Origin of the sequence: Aminithiophilus ramosus (genome assembly GCF_018069705.1) — a bacterium.
GTDB lineage: Bacteria > Synergistota > Synergistia > Synergistales > Aminithiophilaceae > Aminithiophilus > Aminithiophilus ramosus.
In genome coordinates, this window is record NZ_CP072943.1 from 1,770,960 (window position 1) to 1,791,000 (window position 20,041).

The 20,041-nt window shown below is 63.5% G+C and carries 15 protein-coding genes; 6 read left to right on the top strand and 9 right to left on the bottom strand.

Going from position 1 to position 20,041, the window contains the following annotated elements; all coding sequences use genetic code 11:
* Positions 1 to 3 precede the first annotated feature (3 nt).
* Entirely contained in the window at positions 4 to 684 is a 681-nt protein-coding gene (gene mtnC, locus KAR29_RS08155; protein ID WP_274372508.1) for an acireductone synthase, read from the bottom strand.
* Between the two features lie 302 nt (positions 685 to 986).
* Between mtnC and KAR29_RS08160 the strand changes: the two genes are divergently transcribed.
* The 5 genes from KAR29_RS08160 (at position 987) to KAR29_RS08180 (ending at position 5,699) form a co-directional block, all read left to right on the top strand.
* Positions 987 to 2,234, top strand: coding sequence for an NRAMP family divalent metal transporter (locus tag KAR29_RS08160; RefSeq protein WP_407649475.1), 1,248 nt, complete (start codon positions 987 to 989; stop codon positions 2,232 to 2,234).
* 65 nt (positions 2,235 to 2,299) lie between these two features.
* A complete protein-coding gene (pxpB, locus tag KAR29_RS08165) occupies positions 2,300 to 3,046 on the top strand; it encodes a 5-oxoprolinase subunit PxpB (RefSeq protein ID WP_274372509.1) in 747 nt (248 codons plus the stop codon).
* Positions 3,043 to 4,095, top strand: a complete 1,053-nt coding sequence (locus KAR29_RS08170) for a 5-oxoprolinase subunit C family protein (protein ID WP_274372510.1) — start codon at positions 3,043 to 3,045, stop codon at positions 4,093 to 4,095. Before pxpB ends, KAR29_RS08170 begins: the two co-directional genes overlap by 4 nt.
* A 42-nt stretch (positions 4,096 to 4,137) precedes the next feature.
* Positions 4,138 to 4,905, top strand: a complete 768-nt coding sequence (locus KAR29_RS08175; RefSeq protein WP_274372511.1) for a LamB/YcsF family protein — start codon at positions 4,138 to 4,140, stop codon at positions 4,903 to 4,905.
* Positions 4,902 to 5,699, top strand: coding sequence for a putative hydro-lyase (locus tag KAR29_RS08180; protein ID WP_274372512.1), 798 nt, complete (start codon positions 4,902 to 4,904; stop codon positions 5,697 to 5,699). Before KAR29_RS08175 ends, KAR29_RS08180 begins: the two co-directional genes overlap by 4 nt.
* 164 nt (positions 5,700 to 5,863) lie before the next feature.
* On the opposite strand, the gene KAR29_RS08185 is transcribed toward KAR29_RS08180, so the two are convergent.
* Together KAR29_RS08185 and KAR29_RS08190 are read right to left on the bottom strand one after the other, a co-directional pair.
* On the bottom strand, positions 5,864 to 6,325 hold the full coding sequence (locus KAR29_RS08185; RefSeq protein ID WP_274372513.1) for a DUF523 domain-containing protein: 462 nt from the start codon (positions 6,323 to 6,325) through the stop codon (positions 5,864 to 5,866).
* Between the two features lie 601 nt (positions 6,326 to 6,926).
* Entirely contained in the window at positions 6,927 to 7,733 is an 807-nt protein-coding gene (locus KAR29_RS08190) for a hypothetical protein (RefSeq protein WP_274372514.1), read from the bottom strand.
* 590 nt (positions 7,734 to 8,323) lie between these two features.
* Between KAR29_RS08190 and KAR29_RS08195 the strand changes: the two genes are divergently transcribed.
* A complete protein-coding gene (locus tag KAR29_RS08195; protein ID WP_274372515.1) occupies positions 8,324 to 9,034 on the top strand; it encodes a PDZ domain-containing protein in 711 nt (236 codons plus the stop codon).
* 75 nt (positions 9,035 to 9,109) lie between these two features.
* Here the strand turns inward: KAR29_RS08195 and hydF are convergent, their stop codons facing one another.
* The 6 genes from hydF to KAR29_RS08225 form a co-directional block, all read right to left on the bottom strand.
* Complete coding sequence (gene hydF / locus KAR29_RS08200; RefSeq protein WP_274372516.1) at positions 9,110 to 10,372, bottom strand: [FeFe] hydrogenase H-cluster maturation GTPase HydF; 1,263 nt, start codon at positions 10,370 to 10,372, stop codon at positions 9,110 to 9,112.
* Entirely contained in the window at positions 10,369 to 11,772 is a 1,404-nt protein-coding gene (locus tag KAR29_RS08205) for an aspartate ammonia-lyase (protein ID WP_274372517.1), read from the bottom strand. Before KAR29_RS08205 ends, hydF begins: the two co-directional genes overlap by 4 nt.
* Before the next feature lie 95 nt (positions 11,773 to 11,867).
* On the bottom strand, positions 11,868 to 12,263 hold the full coding sequence (locus KAR29_RS08210) for a response regulator (RefSeq protein WP_274372518.1): 396 nt from the start codon (positions 12,261 to 12,263) through the stop codon (positions 11,868 to 11,870).
* Complete coding sequence (locus KAR29_RS08215; RefSeq protein ID WP_274372519.1) at positions 12,260 to 16,291, bottom strand: hybrid sensor histidine kinase/response regulator; 4,032 nt, start codon at positions 16,289 to 16,291, stop codon at positions 12,260 to 12,262. Before KAR29_RS08215 ends, KAR29_RS08210 begins: the two co-directional genes overlap by 4 nt.
* A gap of 167 nt (positions 16,292 to 16,458) precedes the next feature.
* Positions 16,459 to 17,082 carry a hypothetical protein gene (locus KAR29_RS08220; protein WP_274372520.1) on the bottom strand — a complete coding sequence of 208 codons (624 nt, stop codon included), beginning with the start codon at positions 17,080 to 17,082 and terminating at the stop codon, positions 16,459 to 16,461.
* A 109-nt stretch (positions 17,083 to 17,191) separates the two neighbouring features.
* Positions 17,192 to 19,876, bottom strand: a complete 2,685-nt coding sequence (locus KAR29_RS08225; protein ID WP_274372521.1) for a cation-translocating P-type ATPase — start codon at positions 19,874 to 19,876, stop codon at positions 17,192 to 17,194.
* Positions 19,877 to 20,041: the final 165 nt, after the last annotated feature.

The window sequence follows — 20,041 nt, forward strand, 5'->3', positions numbered from 1 at the left end:
CCCTCAGCAGAGGTCGACGATAACGCCCGGTCCCCTCTCTCCGTCACGCGCGACGAGAAGGACGGAAAAACCGGCGGCCGAGGCCGCCTCCAGCTCCTCTCCGTCGTCGGAAAGAAAGAGAAAGTCACCGACGTGATAGCCCGTCGCCTGGGCGATCTTCGCGTACGAGAGAGGTTCCTTCTTCGAGCCGAAGCGGACGTCGAAATGGCCCGAAATGAGGGCACACAGATCCCCGTCGGAGCTGAAGGCCAAGTGAAGCTTCTGAGCCCGCACGGCGCAGGCCGAAAAGATATAGAGAGTCAGCCCCGACTCCCTCCACCGCTGAAGACAGCTCCTGACATCGCCGTAAAAGGGAGCCCTCAGCTCTCCGCTGAAATACCCCTCCTCCCAGATCAGGGTCTGGATCAACTTGAGAGGCGCGTACTTGCGGTCTTCGTCGATCCAGCGACGGAGCCCCTGAACCAGATCAGGCTCGGCCATCCGGGGATTGCCCAGCAACCGCCTGGCCTCTTTCAGCAGCGGCCAGACCTCCTCCCGGTCGCCCCTCTGGGCCACGAACGAGGCCATGCGCTCTCTGGCATAGGGAAAGAGCGACTCTCGCACGTAGGTAACGGGAAGCAACGTCCCCTCAAGATCCATCAGGATCGCCCGACACCCTGTCGGCACCACTCTGTTACCCTCCATCGACCCACCTCCGAAGCAAACTCTTGTCGCCCATCTTAACTCATCGGTCCTGCATGAAAAAGGCGCTCCCTTCACTTTGGCCCCGAAGTGTGCGTTTTCTGAACAGCGTGCAGAAGGAGCACAAAAGACCCCTTCTGCGAAAAAAGAATCGAATTCGCCCCCTCGGCCGATCCTTCCGAAAAGGCCCTGGAAAACCCCTTTTACAAAGATTCGATCGTGAGAAAGGCCTTCCGGACGATGAGCAACTTTTTTGCTTAATGATGGGTGTAGGCGCTTCATACTCTCATCCGGAGGTGGTTCGCGTGGCAGAGAACCGGAAGGCACTCACATTGGAAGGGACGGGACTGAAGGAATCGGAAGACAGAAGCAGGAAGAACACCCTCAGCGTGCTTCTGGGGGCGGCCTTCCTCATGGCCACGTCGGCCATCGGACCGGGCTTTCTCACCCAGACGGCCGTCTTCACGGAAAAACTTCAGGCCGCCTTCGCTTTCGCCATCCTGTCGTCGATCCTCATCGACGTCGTCGTCCAGCTCAACATATGGCGCATTCTGGCCGTATCGGGCATGCGGGCCCAGGATGTGGCCAACAGGGTTCTGCCCGGCCTGGGCTACTTCCTCGCCTTCGCCGTCGCCATCGGCGGACTCGTCTTCAACGTCGGCAACATCGGCGGAGCGGCCATGGGGCTGAACGTCCTCGGCGGCGTACCTCTGCCCGTGGGAGCCGCCGTCAGCGCCGTCATCGCCATCTTCCTCTTCCTCCGCAAGGAGATGGGGTCGGCCATGGACCGTTTCACCCAGATTCTGGGCTTCGTCATGATCGCCATGGTGGGCTACATGGTTTTCCGCACCCATCCTCCCGTCACCCTGGCACTCAAGGAAGCCGTCCTCCCCTCGACGATCGACTGGATGATCGTTCTCACCCTCGTCGGCGGGACGGTGGGCGGCTACATCTCTTTCGCCGGCGCCCATCGCATCATCGACGCCGGAATCACGGGCAGGGACAACCTTCCCTCCATCAGCAAAGGCGCCATCAATGCCATCGGCATCACAGGCGTCATGCGCTTTTTCCTCTTCCTCGCCATTCTGGGCGTCGTCCTCATGGGGCACAAGCTTGATCCGGCCAACCCGCCCGCCTCGGCCTTCCAGATCGGGGCCGGAGACATGGGCTACAAGATTTTCGGCGTCATCCTCTGGGCTGCAGGCATCACGTCCGTCGTCGGCGCCTCCTACACGTCCATATCCTTTCTCCGGACCCTTTTCGGCTCCGTATCGCGGCAGCACCGCTGGTGGATGGTGGGCTTCATCGTCGCCTCGACGACCCTTTTCACCACTCTGGGAAAACCGGTCAAACTTCTTATTTTTGCCGGTTCGATCAACGGTCTCATTCTCCCCCTGGCCCTCGTCTCCGTTCTCCTGGCCGCCTACAGGAAAGATATCGTCGGCGATTACCGCCACCCCAAGTGGATGACGGCCTGCGGCTATCTCATGGCGGCCTTCACCCTCTGGATGGGCGTCAAATCTCTCGGCGCCATCTCCACCCTTCTCAAGTAGGGTCGATGGGGCGATAATTCCGGGGGAGGTCCACCTCCCTCGGAAGCCTTCCGGAGGTGAAAAAAATGACTCGAGAAAAGGCACCCAGACTGCTTCAGGCCGGAGACGGCTGTCTCGTCGTCGAGTTCGGCGACGCGATCGATCTGGCCGTCAACGGCCGGGTACAGCAGCTCCGCCGCGCCATCGAAAAGAGGCCCTTCGTCGGGCTTCTCGAAACGGTCCCCACCTACCGCTCTCTGGCCCTTTATTTCGACCCGACGAGGACCGAGACGGAAGGGCTCTTCTCCCGCATCGAGGAAATGGCCCTTTCCGTAGAGGACGGGCCTGACGACGCGGGACAGGTCATGACCGTTCCCGTCCTCTACGGAGGCGACGAAGGCCCCGACCTGGAGAACGTGGCCCGTCACAACGGACTGAGCCCAGAAGAGGTGATCGCTCGTCATTCCGGACGGGATTATTACTGCTACATGCTGGGTTTCACGCCGGGCTTCTCCTACCTCGGCGGCATGGACGAGTCGATAGCCACTCCCCGCCTGGCGACGCCGAGGACGCTCATCCCGGCCGGGAGCGTGGGCATCGCCGGCAGGCAGACGGGGATCTACCCTATCGACAGTCCCGGAGGCTGGCAGCTCATCGGCCGCACGCCGCTGCGCCTCTTCGACCCTTCGGGAGAGACGCCCATCCTCATCGAGGCCGGCATCTGGGTCCGCTTCCGCTCCGTAGACCGTCGGGAATTTCTCTCTCTCTCCGCCGACGTGGCCGCACGCCGCTACCGTCCGCAGGTCGGACCTCGGAAGGGGGAGGGGAGATGAGGATCATCGTCGAAAACGGCGGTCTTCTTTCGACCGTCCAGGATCTGGGACGCTGGGGCTATCAGGGCAAGGGCATGCCCGTGGCAGGGGCCATGGACCGCCAAAGTCTCCGTATGGGTAACATCCTCGCCGGCAACGACGAGGGAGCGGCGGCACTGGAAATCACCGTTCTCGGCCCCAAGGCGATCGTCGAAGGGCAGGGCCTCGTCGCCGTAACGGGAGCCGACTTGGGTTTTTCCGTCAACGGCGCTACCGCCCCCACCTGGGAGGCCCTCCCCGTCTCCTCCGGAGATGTTCTGGCCTTCTCCGGACCGAAAGGCAAGGGCTGCAGGGCCTATCTCTGCCTCTCGGGAGGGATCGACGTTCCTCCCGTCATGGGGAGCCGCTCCACCTACCTCCGAGCCGGTCTGGGGGGTTTCGAGGGACGGGCTCTCAAGAAAGGAGACAGCCTCCAGACGGGAGAGGCCCTCCTCGTCGAGGCAGGCTCCGGTTTCTCCTGCCCCGAAACGCTTCGCCCCTCAAGAAACGGGGAGGCTCCTCTCGGCGTTCTTCTCGGACCTCAGGAAAAGGCCTTCTCCGCCGCAGGAATCGAGACCTTCCTCGGGTCGGCCTACGTCATCTCCAACGAGGCCGATCGCATGGGCTACCGTTTCGAAGGTCCCGAGATCGAACACGCTTCGGAGGCCGACATCATCTCCGACGCCATCCCTTTGGGCTCCATTCAGGTTCCCGGAGGGGGACGGCCCATCTGCATGCTCGCCGACGGCCAGACGACAGGAGGCTACACAAAAATAGCCGTCCTCGTCTCGACGGACATCGGCGCTCTGGCCCAGAGACTGCCGGGCCAGACGGTACGTTTCGTCTCTCTTTCCTTCGACGAGGCCATCGCCCTCGTCAGGGAAGAGAGAAAAAAGGTGGACGCTCTCCTCGACCTCCGCTCCGCCTACCGGTCGCGGCCTCGAAAGGCCTTGACAGGCGGAAGAGCGACCTGGCGTCTCACCGTCGAAGGCAGGACCTACGATGTGACCTGGGAAAACCTCGACGGATAGGCGCAACCTCGAGACCGAAGGATTACCGGAAAGGAGAAGATCATGCCTCTCATCGACCTCAACAGCGATCTCGGCGAAAGTTTCGGCGCCTGGTCCATGGGCAACGACGCCGAGGTGCTCCGTCACGTCTCCTCGGCCAACGTCGCCTGCGGCTTCCACGCCGGCGATCCCCAGGTGATGCTCGCCACCGTCGAGGCGGCCAAGACCCGCGGCGTGGCCGTCGGGGCCCATCCGGGCCATCCCGACCTGGTCGGCTTCGGCCGCCGGACCCTGGCCGTCTCTCCCGACGAGGCCTACGCCTTCACGCTCTACCAGATCGGCGCCATGAAGGCCTTCTGCCACGCAGCGGGAATGGCCCTGCAGCATGTCAAACCCCACGGCGCTCTCTACAACCAGGCCGCCAAAGATCCGGAACTGGCCCGGGCCATCGCCCGAGCCGTCGCCGACGCAGGCGATCTGATCCTCATGGGCCTGGCCCGCTCCTGCTTCGAATCGGCCGCCGCCGAGGCCGCCGTCCCCTTCGCCGCCGAGGCCTTTGCCGACAGAGCCTACAGGGCCGACGGAACACTCGTCCCCCGCAAGGAACGGGGCGCCGTCATCCACGACGTCCCTGTCGCCGTGCAACGCGTCGTCCGCATGGCCACAGAGGGCATCGTCGAGGCCATCGACGGCACCCTCATCGCTTTCCGCCCCCATTCGATCTGCCTCCACGGGGACAACGCCGAGGCCGTCGAAATGGCCCGCGCCGTCCGAGAGGGACTCGAAAGAGCCGGAGTGGCCATTCGCCCTCTGAAGGAGGTCCTCCGATGAAAGCCGCAGACTTCGCGTCGGCATCGCCGTCGGCGATCCGTGCCATGATCGGCCGAGGCGAGTGGACAGGTCCCACTCCGGGCATGGCCAAGGGACACGTTCAGGCCAACCTCGTCATCCTGCCCAGGGACTGGGCCTATGACTTCCTCGTCTTCGCCCAGCGGAACCCCAAGCCCTGTCCCATCCTGGACATCACCGAACCTGGCGACAGCGAGCCCTCTATCGTCGCCCCCGGAGCGGACCTGAGAATCGATCTCCCCCGCTACCGGATCTGGCGCGACGGAGAGCTCGTCGAGGAGCCCACGGAAATCACCTCCCACTGGCGAGACGACCTCGTGGGCTTCCTTCTGGGCTGTTCTTTCAGCTTCGAGGGGGCCCTTCTCGAGGCCTCCGTCCCCGTGCGCCACATCGAATGCGGCTGCAACGTCCCCATGTACAGGACCGACATCGCCTGCCGCCCGGCGGGACGTCTCTCAGGTCCCATGGTCGTCAGCATGCGCCCCATCCCGGCTTCTCTCGTGACGAGGGCCGTTCTGGCCACGGGACGCTTTCCCGCCGTCCACGGCGCTCCCGTCCACATCGGCGACCCCGCGCTCATCGGCATCGAGGACATCGCCCGTCCCGACTTCGGCGACGCCGTCCCCATCAACGAGGGAGACGTGCCCGTCTTCTGGGCCTGCGGCGTCACGCCTCAGGCGGCCCTCATGGCCAGCAGGCCGCCCTTCGCCATCACCCATGCGCCGGGCCACATGTTCATCTGCGACCCGAAAGACAGCGACTACGCCGTCTTTTAGAGGGCAACAGGACGACAGGACTTCTTTTTTCCGAGGCATGAGGGGGAGCGCCGCAGCGGCGCTCCCCCTCATGCCTCGGGAAAGTCCCCGTCGCAACGAGAACGTCGAAGTGAAAAAACGCCTCTGGAAAGGTCTCGCCACCTCAGCGCAATCGGGATCTCCCGTCAGAAAGAAGAGAAGAAGGCGCGCCAGAGCGCCTCTTCCTCGTCGGAGAAGAGCGTCATCGAAGCCTCACGGAAAAGCCTCGCCGTGAGCCCCTCTCCGGGACGGAGTTCGCCGTCGAAAAGGCCGCTGTAGACGCGCCGGACACCGCAGGAGGGGCTTTTTTCCTTGAGGATGGCGACGGAGGCCCCTGCAAGGCGAGCCAACTTGAGGCCCTCCTCGGCCCCTCTCCGGTAGACTGAGGTCAGATCGGAGCCGCTCCGGGAAAAGACGGCCAGCTCCGTCGATCGGGGAAGAAGACGCAATTCGGCGGGCTCTCTGGGCGTGGCCATCCCCCCGAGCTGCTCGGGGCAGAAGGGCAAGGCGCGACCCGAGGCGACGAGATCACAGACCCATTCAACGGCGCAGGCCGTCCCGTCATAACGACAGGAAAGGCCGGCCAGGCAGGCGCTTACGAGGATCAACGCCGATCATCTCCTTTTTTCCTCACTTATCGTCTGAGCGAAGGCGCCACGACAACCGGGGCAGCACATCCGAAGGGGAAGAGGCCGGCGAGACCGATCGAGGATGCCGCGGCCCGCGAAAAGGAAGCCTCCGGCCATGACCGTTCTCGATCGAGGAAAGGGATCCAGGGGCATCGCCGCCTGAATCGAGCATCTGAATGGCGAAAAAGATCATGGCAGACCGATCTGAGCGCTTTCGGAAAAGGAAAGCCATCCCCTGCCGACGGGGAAGAATCGATTGCGGAGACAAGAGGCCCCTTCCCAGCGCGTCCGTCAGCCATAGTCCTCCCTATTCTTCACGAGAAGTCCGCCGCAGAACGGTGTTTTTCATAAACCCTGTCTTTCATGATAGCTAAATAAAACTGCTTTCGCCAATCGAGCCGGTACCCCAAAGGTCCTTTGACCTGTCGCCCCGCTCCCCGTCGCCGCGGAACAGAAGAAAGGACCGAAAGGGAGACTTATCGACCCTAATGAAACAAAAAAAGAATGGGCCCCGTCTTCCGGCCGGGCCCATTCCTCGATAGGAGGTGCAGGAACGCCGCTGCATCAGGCCTTTCCTGCTTCAGATGCCGGATACGTTGAAATAGACGCCTCCCCCTCCCATATGAGAGAAAGCCTCGAACAAGAACCCTCTGAAGTCCTTGAGAAAAGCGATCAGGACCTCTTTCGAGGGGAAACCCTCTTCGGGCCATCCTTCGGGCCAGTTTTCGGGCCATTGGACGCCGACGAAAGAGGCCAGGCTGATGTCCTCCATGTAGTAAGCCACATAAGGGTCGACGACTCCCTTTTCCAGCCAGCCGATGATACCGAGAACATCTTCCAGCATTCGGCCTACCGTTCTTGTGCTCATGGGATTTTCCAGATCATATTCGTCGAAGGCGGGGTAATTGTGAACCAGAATCGGGACGATGAACCGCATATCATCCAGATGGATGGACACCACCGGCGCCTCTTTCACCAGCCTCTCTCCCAGGCAGCCCACGTAGAAGACGTAATTGCAGCCGCCCAACCAGCCCCTCACGACGGCGAGACGATCCTCCTCTCGAAGGAACCAGGGGAAGGAAGGTCCCTCGACGGCCTTCTTCTCTTCCGGTAGCCTAGGCCCGAGGGGACAAGAGCAAGCCTCCTCGCCCGACGCCTCGGTACCGTAAACAAGCTCATAAAAGAAGAGGGCACGCTCGAGGTTTTCTTTCCGGCACCGAGCCGCTGCGGCCATCGTTCTCAGGAGCTCTTTCTCCGTCCGGCCGTAAAACCAAGGACCGCACAGATTCGGGGGCTCTGCCTCCCCAAGGGGAACGAGGACACCCCGCCACCGAGTCGCCTCCGCCTCTTCGATCTCTTCGATGGGCCCCAACCACGTGATTTTCATGTTTTCCTCCTTCCATGTCCTCCTGGCAGACAAACAAAAACTGGGGCGAGGCCAAAGACCACGCTCCTCTGCGCTCTCTGACCCCGGGAAGGGGCCAGCAGACAGATGGAAGGAAGTGCTTCCGGTCGAAAGACGAAAGGAGGAGGAGGAAAGAACCGGATCGTTTCTGAGAGTATCATAGCACCGCAAATACGAGAATCAACGTCGGCCATCTCCGTTTCTTCTCTGTTCTCCGATCAAAGCCGACCCGTCCGCCGGAACAGCTTATCCTGGAGGAAAGAGCCTCGGGGAAGAGTAGGATACCCTCTGAAGACGGCCAGGAGAACGTGACGGGGCAGGCGATCCAGGAGCCCTCCAACCCGGCGGACCGACACAGCAAAGGACCGGCACAGCCCGCTTCCGCTCTTTGTCTTTCTCTATTCCTATGGTACCATCGGTCGACGATGCGCCCTCTGATTCAATGGAGTATTTTTTGTTTAATAAAATAACGATAGACCTTGCAGAAAGCAAGACTCTCTCTGGAACGTCCAGGTGCGGGAGGCGGGATTCGGAGAGGCAGGAGGATCTGCCGAGAGCCAAGGAGGAGAGTCATGAAGAGAGTCCTGTCCATTCCCACCGCAGCCGCCCTTTTCTTCCTCGTCACGGGAACCGCCTTCGCCGCCAATCTCTTTACCACGACTATCCGGGGAGTCCCTACTGCCAAGGTCCAAGACGTGATCCTCGAGGTGATGACGGCCCAGAATTTCACCATCGACGAAGTCGATCCCTACAAAGTCGTCGTGGCCAAGAATTTCGGCGACGGCTTCTGGGTGGCCAGCCAGTTCTGCAAGGTCAAATTCAACCTCCTGGAACGGGAGGGCGACGTGAAGCTGATGGTCTCTCAAGTCGACATCATCCAGGGGCAGATCGCCGTGCAGCGCTCCGTCGACCATCTGATTCCCTTCATCAGAGAGATCCGCCACCGTCTCGACGGAACGCCGCCCGATCGGATCGCCAACGAAACCGTCGGCGGCGCGGCAACGGAGCCTACGGCTCCGGCGGAGAAGGCTCTGGGCCTCCGTCTGGGCGAGAAGACGGCCGAGGGACACGTCGTGATCGACGGCGTCGAAGGCGACAGCATGGCCTCCGAGGCGGGATTGGCCGCCGGAGACGTCGTCCTCGAAGTCAACGGGCGGTCGACGAAGGACTTCGACGTCATCGGCCTGCGCAACTACCTGGAGAACAGGGCGGCTCAGAAGTCCTCCGTTTTCCTCGTCTACTCCCGCGACGGCAGATCGGAAATGGTGACGCTCAAAAACTGATCTTCCTTACTCGCTTACGTGGGTCCCGACGGCGGAAGGAGGGGCACCGGAGTTCCGGTGCCCCTCCTCCCGCCGTCAGAATCGGGAGGGAGCTCCCGACGTCCGGCCCTCCTGCCAGGCCAGGAGGGCCGACGGAAAGGGAGCGATGGCCCGTTCGAGAATGCCCATGACATAGGCGATGACGAGACCGTAGTTGGTGATGGCCAGACCGCCCTCGCGGGCCCTTCCGATGCGGTACTCCATCTCGCGGTGGTTGAGCATGCAGCCGCCGCAGTGGACGATGACGGCATAGCGGGAGAGGTCGCGGGGAAAGGAGGCTCCCGACGTCCACTCGAAACGGATATCCCCTCCGGCCATCTGACGGATCCAGCGGGGAATCTTGACGGTGCCGATGTCGTCGGCCTGCTTGTGATGGGTACAGCCTTCGACGATGAGGACCGTCTCGCCCGGCTGAAGGCTTTCGATGCGCCTTATTCCCCGGACCAGTTCCGCCAGATCTCCCTTCTGACGGGCGAAGAGGATGGAGAAGGAGGTGAGGGGCACCGAGGACGGCGTGTCGGCCGACACCTTGAGGAAGGCCTGCGAATCGGTGATGACGATGGCCGGAGGTTCGGATAGCCCTTCAAGGGCCGCCTTCAGCTCCTGGTCTTTGGTGACGAGGGCCATGGCATCGTTTTCGAGGATGTCGCGGATCGTCTGCTGCTGAGGAAGAATGAGGCGCCCTTTCGGGGCGGCCTTGTCGATGGGGGTGACGAGGACGGCCACCTGGCCGGGACCGATGAGATCACCGACAAGGGCCGGTTCGACATCTTCGAAGCGGGCGTTGGCCACGATCTGGGCCTTGACCTCCTGGACCCCCTCCCCTGTCGCGGCTCCGGCCAGGACGACGGGGACCCCCTCGAGGCTCTTGGCGAGGGCAAGTCGCCTCTCGTCGTCGAGGAGGTCGGCCTTGTTGACGACGCAGAGGGCGGGGATTTTCCGCAGCCGCAGCTCCCGGAGAAATTCGGTCTCGAAAGGAGTGAAACCCTCCGTCCCGTCGACGACGACGATGGCGAAATGGCAACGCCGCAGCACTTCGTAGCTTTTTTCCACCCGTTTGAGCCCGAGTTCGCCGCTGTCGTCGAGACCGGCCGTGTCGATGAGGACGACGGGACCGATGGGCAACAGCTCCATGGCCTTGTAGACGGGGTCGGTCGTGGTGCCCGGCACATCGGAGGTGAGGGCGATATCCTGCCCCGTCAGGGCGTTGATGAGCGACGATTTCCCGGCGTTCCGCCTTCCGAAGATGCCGATGTGGAAGCGATTGGCCATGGGCGTGGCATTCATGTCTTCGATCATGAGATCCTCCCTGAAAGCCCCCCTCCGGGGGCCGTCATCCGTTCGGGACGGAGCAGGAGATCGAGCTCCTCTTCGCCCAGCAGTCTTCTTTCGAGGACGACCTGACGCACCGTCTTGCCCGTCTCGCGGCAGAGGGCGGCCACTCGGGAGGCCTCGTCGTAGCCCAGGACTCCGGCGAGGACGGTCACGAGCGTGAAGCTTTCCGTCAGACGACGGCTGCAGCGAGCTTCGTCGGCGACGATGCCCCTGATGCAGAGATCGGTAAAAAGAGGAAGGGCCCGGGCCAGAAGGTCCACCATCTCGAGCAGGCTCTTGGCGATGAGGGGGAGAAAGGCGTTGAGTTCGAGCTGCCCGGCCTGGGCCGCCAGGGTGACGGCCATGTCGTCGGCCATGACGCGGTAGGCCACCTGCTGGACCATTTCGGGAATGACGGGGTTGATCTTGCCGGGCATGATAGACGACCCGGCCTGGCGGGGGGGGAGGACGATCTCTCCCAGGCCGGCCAAAGGCCCCGACGAGAGGAGACGCAGGTCGGAGGCTATCTTGGCCAGGTTCACGGCCGATGCCTTGAGAAGACCGGAGACTTCGACGAAGACGTCGGCGTTCTGCGTGGGATCCATCATATATTCGGCCCGGGCAAGGCCGAGGCCCGTCAGGCTGCGGAGGCGCTCGATCACCTCGTAGATGTAGGCCTTGGGAGCCCCCAGCCCCGTCCCGACGGCCGTTCCGCCCAGATTGACCTGGCGCAGCCGCTCTTCGGCCTTGTAGAGCCGCCAGCGGTCGCGGGCCACGGCCTGAGCCCAGGCGCCGAACTCCTGCCCCAACGTAACGGGAAGGGCGTCCTGAAGCTGTGTCCTCCCCACTTTGACGACGGAGGAAAAGAGCTCCTCTTTCTCCTGCAGGGCCGACTGGAGACGGGCGAATTCCTCGGAGAGGACCTTGAGGCCCCTGATGGCGGCGATCCGCAGCGCCGTGGGGAAGACATCGTTCGTCGATTGGAAGCGGTTGACGTCGTCGAGGGGATGGACAAGACCGTAATCGCCCTTCCTTCCGCCCAAGATCTCGATGGCCCGATTGGCGATGACTTCGTTGGCGTTCATGTTGGCCGACGTCCCCGCTCCGCCCTGGAGACCGTCGACGACGAACTGATCCCGCAGAGCTCCGGCGAGGATCTCGTCGCAGGCGGCGATGATGGCCTCGGCCCGGGAGACGTCGAGGGCGCCGATGGCCCGGTTCGTCACGGCGGCGGCCTTTTTGACGACGACGAGGGCCTCGACGAGGGCGGGGTGGATGGCGACGCCCGTCAGGGCGAAGTTGACCCGGGCCCGGGCCGTGTGGATACCGTAATAGGCATCGTCGTCGATATCGACGGTGCCGAGCAGATCTTTTTCCTTTCGCATGGCGGAGGCCTTCCTTCTCGTTCTGTCGAGGGAAACGTCGGAAAAACGGGGCTTCCCGATAGAGAAGGATACCGCTCCGGGCACGAAGGGACAAGTCAGGCGATGAGCCCCAGTTTCCGCAGCTCTTCGAGGAGAAGGGCCCTTTTGATGGGCTTGAGCAGGTAGGCGTCGCAGAGATTTCCGTAGGCGTCGCCGACGCTTCTGAGATCGCCCAGGGCCGTGATCATGATGATTTTCGACCCGCTGGAGGAGACGATCCCCATCGACTCCTCCAGCTCCCGAATGAGGCGGAGGGCCTCCTGGCCGTCCATTTCGGGCATCATGATATCCATGCAGATCAGGTCGTACGGTTCCTGCCCCTCCAGGGAAAGGCGGACGGCCCGAAGGGCCTCCTTCCCGTTGGCGGCGGCATGGACCGTCCCGTAGCTTTTGAGGATCTCCTGAATGAGCAGACGGCTGGTGAAGTCATCTTCCACGACAAGCGTCTTCACGGCGATTCCCCCTCTTTGTTCACGTTTCTTTCGAAAACCCGCAATTCGGAGCAGAGGATATCGAAGGCCTCTCTCAGGGAGGGGAAAAGATCGGAAACCCGGACAAGATCGCCCCCCCTGGCGGCGATCTGAAGAGATCCGGCAAGGCGGGAGACGCCTTCCCCGGCCACATTGGAGGCGGCCCCCTTGAGGGAATGGGCCAGATCCTCGACGGCCGACCGGTTCCGGCTTTGGACGGCCTCTTCGAGGGCTTCCATCTGGCGGGGCCCATCGAAGAGGAAGGCCCTGGCCACCTTGCGGGCCAGTTCGCCGTCTCCCATGAGGTTGTCCAGCAGAAGCGCCTCGTCCCAGGAGGGTGCGCCCCTGCCTTCGGAAGCTCGGGCCGATTCCCGAGGCGGCTGGCCCCCTTCGGAGGCTTCGGGGAGCCAGCGGGCCAGGACGCGGGCCAGCTCGGCGGGAGATATGGGTTTGGAGACGTAGTCGTTCATCCCCGCCTCGATGCATTTTTCACGGTCCCCCTCCATAGCCAGGGCCGTCAGAGCCACGACGGGAATGTTCCCGTCGAGGACGGCCCCTCCATCGCGAATGAGACGGGTCGCCTCCATCCCGTCCATTTCGGGCATGTGGACATCCATGAGGACCAGGTCATAGGCCTTTTTCCCCAGGACCTCGAGGGCCTTTCTGCCGCCGGAGACGGCCTGAGCCCGGAAGCCCAGCTTGTCCAGAAGGCCCAGGGCGACTTGGCTGCTGACGTCGTTGTCCTCGACGACGAGAATCGTCTCCCGTCTGTGGGGCCGTCCCTGTTCGACGACGAAGGGCTCTTCGACGGCGGCCACGTCGTCGGCCCGAGAGGCTTTGACCAGAGGCAGGCAGAAGGAAAAGGTCGATCCCTTCCCCTCCTCGCTTTCGACGTAGAGGGTGCCGCCCATCATCTCGACGAGCTGTTTCGCGATGGCCAATCCCAGGCCGGCGCCTCCGTAGGGGCGCGTCGCCGACCCGTCGACCTGGAAAAAGGCCTCGAAAAGACGATCCCGCTTCTCCCCGGCGATGCCGATCCCCGTGTCCCGGACGGAAAAGCGGACCTGAGCGACGCGTTCCGTCTCCGATTCGACGGAGAGGGAGAGGAGCACCTCTCCTGTCGGCGTGAATTTGACGGCATTGGAGAGGAGGTTGTTGAGAACCTGCCGGATCCGGGCCGCCGCGCCGCGGAGGAAGGGGGGAAGGGCCTCGTCGACGGAGAGCCGGAGGGCAAGGCCCTTCTCCCCGGCCGCTTGGGATTGCGCGTCCAGAGCGGCATCGGCGAGAGCCCGGGGATCGAAATCGACGATCTCGAGGGAGGGTTTGCCCGCCTCGATCCGGGAGAGGTCGAGGATATCGTCGATGAGGTGCAGGAGGGACTCGCCGCAATCTCCGATGATCCGGGCGAAACGACGCTGCTCCTCGTCGAGCTCCGTATCGAGGAGCAGCCCCGTCATGCCGATGACGCCGTTCAGGGGCGTTCGGATCTCGTGGCTCATGCAGGCAAGAAAATCGCTTTTGGCCCGACTGGCCTTTTCCGCCCTGGCGGCCAGAGCCTCCGCCTCCAGGATCGCCTCGGCGAGGCGGGCATTGACCCGACGGAGATTTTCCTCGTTCCGCTTGGCGTCGGTGACGTCCATGTGGGTGCCGAACATGGTCAGAGGCTTTCCTTCGTCGTCGCGGGCGATGACGCGGCCTCGTCCGTAGATCCAGATCCAGTCTCCCTCCCTGTGCCTCAGCCTGATGTAGGCCTCGAAGAAGGCCGTTGCCCCGCGGAAGTGGGCTTCGAGACGCCCCCTGAAGGAGAGCAGATCGGCAGGATGGGCGCGTTCCTCCCAGCTCCGGTAGGTGACGGGTTCCAGTTCGTCGGGCTCGAATCCGAGGAGACGGGCCCACTGCTCGTTGACGATCAGCCTTCCCGTGGGAATATCCCACTCCCAGGTGGCGACCTGCGTGGCATCGACGACGTTCTGAAGGCGGATCCGCTCGTCGTGCAACGTCTTCCGGGCCGCCTCTCGGGCCGTGATATCGAAAAAGACGGTGGCGAAGCGTCCCGGCCCCACCCTATAGGCGCTGACGGCAAGATGGCGTCCCAAGGGCTCGGCGAACCGCTCGAAGTTGGCCGCCTCGCCCGTCTCGACGACGCGACCGAAAATCCCGACGAACGGGGCCTCGCCCGCACCGGACAGAAGGGAACGTATGGGGCGTCCCAGACATTTCGACAGGGCCAGCCCCGTGTGGGACTCGAAGGCGGGATTGGCGTCGAGGATCAGGTAGTCGACGGGACGGCCCTCGTCGTCCAGGATGATCTGTTGGAGCGATATGGCCGCAACGGCGTGGCGGAAGAGGTCGCGGAGATTTCTCTCGCTCTCGGCCAGGGCGGCCTGGCGATCGGCGACGAGTTCGTCGGTGCGACGAAGGAAAAGGTAAAAATAGCCCAGAAGCGTCGCGAGGAGAAGGGCTCCCGTCGAGGCCCCGACGAGGAGGGTTTTCTGAAGGGAGGCTCTCTGGCGGACGGCGTCGTAGCGGACGTCGAGGCGGGCCAGGACGTGGCCCGAAAGATCCTTCAGAGGGATCTCCTCCCCCCGCCACAAGGAGGCGCCGGCCCCTTCGACCGGATCATCGCCCAAAGCCATGCTCTCCGGAGGACCCGATCGGGGAGTGTAGAGGATGACCGGATCGGGAAGTTCCTCCCAGCGAGCGTCGCGCCCCAGGAGAACCATCTCCGCCTCCCATTCCGGGCGGCGAAGGTCCTCCTTGTCGACGAGAAGCATCAGATGAAAGCCAGGGCGGCGACCGAAACGACGGAGAAGCCCGTCGAGGGACCGTTCCAGCCGGACATAGCCCACGAGGGCCTCTCCATCGCGAAGAGGCTGGACGACGCAAAACGACACCCTTCCCGAAGGGCCGCGCTCCAGGCCCGCGACGGCTCTGCCCTGCTTTTCGGCCTCCAGGACCGTCACATTATCGACGTCCTCTCCGATCCTTTCCGGACGGTCAACAAGGACGCGGCGACGGCTGTCGAGCAGGGAAAAGGAATCGAAAGGCCCCCTCTCGGCCAGGAAGGCGTAAAGGGACGACCAGGAAAGGACGGGGGCTCCGACGTCGTCCGCGCCTTCCCCGCCCTTGGCGGGGAAGGCGGCGAAGGTTCGGGCGAGCAGGAGGAGCTCCTCGGCCTGAACGTCGAGGGCCTCCTCGAAGTCGCGGCGGAAGGCCTCCATCGTGACCGTCACGTCATCTCTTCTTCGAGCCTCGGCATAGCGCCAGAGGAAGAGAAAGGGACCGGCCACGAGAGCGACGGTCACCAGGACGAGGGGGGCGAAGAGGGAGCGCAGGACGGGACGATCCGCACGGTCTCCCTCGCGAAAGCCGAAGAGAAGGAGCAGGGCCAAAACGCAGAAAAGCAGGGCGGCGACCCCCAGAGGGAGGGCCGCCTCGGCCAGGATCTCCCTTTTCCACGAAGAGGCGTCGACATCCTGGCCCAGGTAGGCCACGACCTGCCCCGTCTGCGGGTCCAGGAGAGGGACGAAACCCGAGATCCAGGTCCCCCAGCGATCGGAGACGGGGCCGACGACCAGGGGAAGACCGGCCGAATAGGCCGCGATAGACCGAGGGTCCATCTCATCGTAGACCTGCCCCGGCGGCGATTCGTCGGGAGAACCTTCCGGCTCGGAGTCGGCGTAAAAGAAAAAGCGCCCGTCGGGGCGACGCCCCATGAGGTAGACGAAGGTACTCGCCCGGTAGAAGGCCCGGGCACGCTGAAGCCGTTCCTTGAGGGCCTGGTAGGCGGAGTTCAGCCGATCGTCCTCTCCTCCGGCAAGGGAGCGGATGATCTCGACGTCGAAGGTCTCGGCAAGATAGGAGGTCTCGCGAAGGAGAGTGGCCCCTCTCTCCTTTTCCATGCGACGCAGCATCGCCATAGAAAAAAGGACCAGGGCCAGGGCCAGGAGGAATAGAAGCATTCCCCGGCGAAGCCCGGCCCGATCGCTCATGCTCGCCTTCTTTGCCACGGCCCTACCCCCATTGTTCCCGATTGAGACCATTGGAATCATTGTAGGGGAGATGAAAGGGAAGGTCACGGCCAGGTCTCAGGCAAAGGAGCGGGCAGCTCCGTTCCGGGAAGAGGAGCCGACGGGAGGCGATCGCTTCCGCAGGCCCGTGACATCGAGAGATCCTTTTATCGAAAAAGGTTCCGCGGGACATCGGCCCATCGCGCGAGGGCCCTCTCCGCCTTGGCAGGATCGAGGCGGTGGCCCTGGGGCGACGGGGACGAAACGGGAAGCCCCATCCAGTGAGGTAGGGGAGAGGAGAAGGCCGCCTCCAGAGCCAGAGGCAGAGGAAGGGGACCTCGGTAGCGTCCCTCCTCCGACGCCAACCTCTCGCGGAGAGCCTCGAGCGGAGAAGAGGCGCCACCCTCCCAGAAGCGCAAGGGACCGGACGATTTCCAGGCGTTGACGACGCCCAGCTCCATGAAATCGGGCCTCCCCTCGAAAAGACCCTCCAGACCGGGAAGGGCTCGCAGTGCCGCCGGAGAGGGCCCGGGCCGATCCGGATCGAGAAGGGCCATCGCCAGTCGACGCTGAACGTCCCTTTCAGGAGGGAAACGAAGTCCCAGGAACATCTCGCCCTCTTCCGTCTCGAAAAAAAGCTCGACGGCCACATCCCGTCGGGCCCCCTCTAACCAGAGAAGGAAGCGTTCCTTTCGCCCTTTCTCTCCCGGCAGCAGGTGGAGGGCCTCCTCCCAGAGGCCATCAAGGGCAAACTGCCAGCGCAAGAACCTTCCCTCTTTTCCCGTGTCCACGACCGCGCCTCCTTTTGCGGACAGACGGACCGCGACGAGCGGTACGGCGGCCGTCGCGAAGAAAACGTTCCGATCGGAAGGGCTTCCCGCCTCGACGGAACGTGACCGGTCATCGAAGATTCCTGCGGCGCGACAGGAGCTTTCGACCTTCCGAGAGCGCCACGACCGTCATCGCTCCGGCGACGCAGAGACCCAGCTCCCCCGCTCCGAGAGGCGCCGTACGGAAGAGAGCGTTGAGAAAGGGGACGTAAACGAGGGAAAGCTGCAGGCCGAGCGTGACGGCGACGGCCAGGAGCAACACGGGGTTGGAGGCGAAGGAAGGGGAGAAGAGGGATCGTTCCTCTTCGCGCACGCAAAGGGCGTAGGCCATCTGACAGAAGGTGAGGGTCGTGAAGATCATCGTCTGCCAGACCTTCGAGGCCGCTTCTTCGCTCCAGCACCTGTATCCGACCCCGAGGGAGACACCCCCGATGACGAACCCCATGAGAAGAATCTGCCAGCCCAGCCCCCGCGCGAAGACGCCCTCCTGCGGGTCCTGGGGCCGTCGGCTCATGACGCCTCTTTCGGCCTTTTCGTAGCTCAGGGCAACGGCCGGCAGCCCGTCCGTCATCAGATTGATCCAGAGAATCTGGATCGGCAGAAGAGGCAGGGCCATTCCCAGGAGGGGACCGACGAGCATGACGACGATCTCCCCCGTATTGCCGGTGAGAATGTACCGGACGAATTTCCGGATGTTATCGTAGATGCGGCGCCCCTCTTTGACGGAGGCGACAATCGTGGCAAAATTATCGTCGAGCAGGATCATGTCCGACGACTCCTTCGTCACATCGGTGCCCGTGATGCCCATGGCCACGCCGATGTCGGCCGCCTTCAGGGCCGGTGCGTCGTTGACTCCGTCTCCCGTCATGGCCACGATCTCGCCCTGTCCCTGAAGCACTTCGACAAGGGTCATCTTGTTCCTCGGCGATACCCGGGCAAAGACGGACACGTCCCGAATCCTCTCCTTCAGCTCTTCGGGAGACATCCCGTCGAGATCGGCCCCCGTCAGAACGCCCGTCGCCGACAACCCCAGCTCCCGGGCTATGGCAAGGGCCGTCAGGGGATGGTCTCCGGTGATCATGACGGGACGGATCCCCGCCTGTCGGCAGAGCCCGACGGCCTCGACGGCCTCGGGGCGGACCGGATCGATCATGGCCGCCATGCCGAGAAAGACGAGGTCCCTCTCGTAACTCCCGGGCCGATCCAGCTCGTCTCCTTCGAGGAAACGGCAGGCCATTCCCAGCACACGAAGGCCCTTTTCGGCCATGGCGACGTTTTCGGCCGCGATCCCCTTCTTTTCCGCCTCGGTCAGAGGCTCTACGGCACCGTTCAGCAGCAGCCCGCTGCAGACCTCGATCAGGCCGTCGACGGCCCCCTTCGTCAGGACCACATGACGGCCCCGGCCTCCGGCAAGGGAGAGAACCCTGCCGACGATACCCCCCGGGCCGACGGAGGAAAGGGCGTGAACGGTCGACATGCGCTTGCGTTCGGAATCGAAAGGCAGCTCGCCGACGCGGGGCATCCGAGACTTGAGCTCGCCCGGATCGAGCCCCGCCTTCAGAGCGGCGAGGACCAGAGCCCCTTCCGTGGGATCGCCGAGAACGGCTCCTTCCTCCGCCCCGACGACGGCGTCGTTGCAGAGCGCTCCCGTCAGCAGGAGCAGCCCCAGGTCGTCGTCCTGTCCGACGGTCACCGCCCTGTCCCAGACATAGCGACGACGGGGAAGCACCATCTCCGTCACCGTCATCCTGTTCTTCGTCAGGGTCCCCGTCTTGTCGGAACAGATCACCGTCACGCCGCCCAAGGTCTCCACGGCATGAAGACGACGGATCAGCGCCTTTTTCCTGAGCATCTGCTGGGCCCCCAGGGCCAGAGAGATGGTGACCACGGCGGGCAGCCCCTCGGGAATGGCGGCCACGGCCATGCTGATGGCCGTCATGAAGGTCTCGCGCACGCTCACCCCCTGCCCGTACATCATGGCGGCCACGACGAAAATGAGCGCCACGGCCGCCATGGCCAGAGATCGGCCCAGCCGGGCCAGACGTCGCTGAAGCGGAGTCTGTCCGTCGTCCAGATCCTGAAGCATCGAGGCGATCGCGCCCAGCTCCGTGGCCATGGCCGTGGCGGTGACGACGGCCTCGCCCCGTCCATAGGTGACGACGGTGCCCGTGTAGACCATATTCCTGCGGTCGCCCAAGGGAACGGCATCCCCTTCGAGGCGTCCCGTCTCCTTCTCCACCGCCTCCGACTCTCCCGTCAGGGCGGCCTCCTGCACCTTGAGATTGGCGACGGCGATCAGACGACCGTCGGCAGGAACGACGTTGCCCGCCTCGAGCAGGAGGATGTCGCCGGGAACGAGGCCTTTGGCCGAAATCTGCCGCTCCGCCCCGTCGCGCCGCACCCGGACAAGAGGCACGGCCATCTGCTTCAGAGCCGCCATGGCTTTTTCCGCCTTGAACTCCTGCCAGAAGCCCAAAGCCGTATTCAGCACGACGATGACGAAGATGACGACGCCGTCCCCATACTCCCCGAGCGCCAGGGAGACGAGAACAGCCGCCAAAAGGATCAGGATCATGACATCCCGGACCTGGGCCAGAACAATCTGCCAGGCCTTTTTCCCGCCCCTTTCGACGAGCTCGTTGGGGCCGTACTCCCCCAGCCGCCGCTCGGCCTCGGCGGACGACAGTCCCCGCTCGGGAAGCGTATCGTGATCGTGAAGCACCTCTTCGACGCTCAGGACATGGGGCTCTCCCATCGGTTTCCTCCTGTGTGTACAGATACAAAGCTTCATCGCAACCGTGCGAGCGGCCCTTCGCAAGCCGCCAGACCGACAAGAAAGGAAGTGACGAAGAAAATCATGAGGCAAATCCACAGTCATGAAAAATTGTCACAAAATCCAATAATCTCACGAAAACTCTGT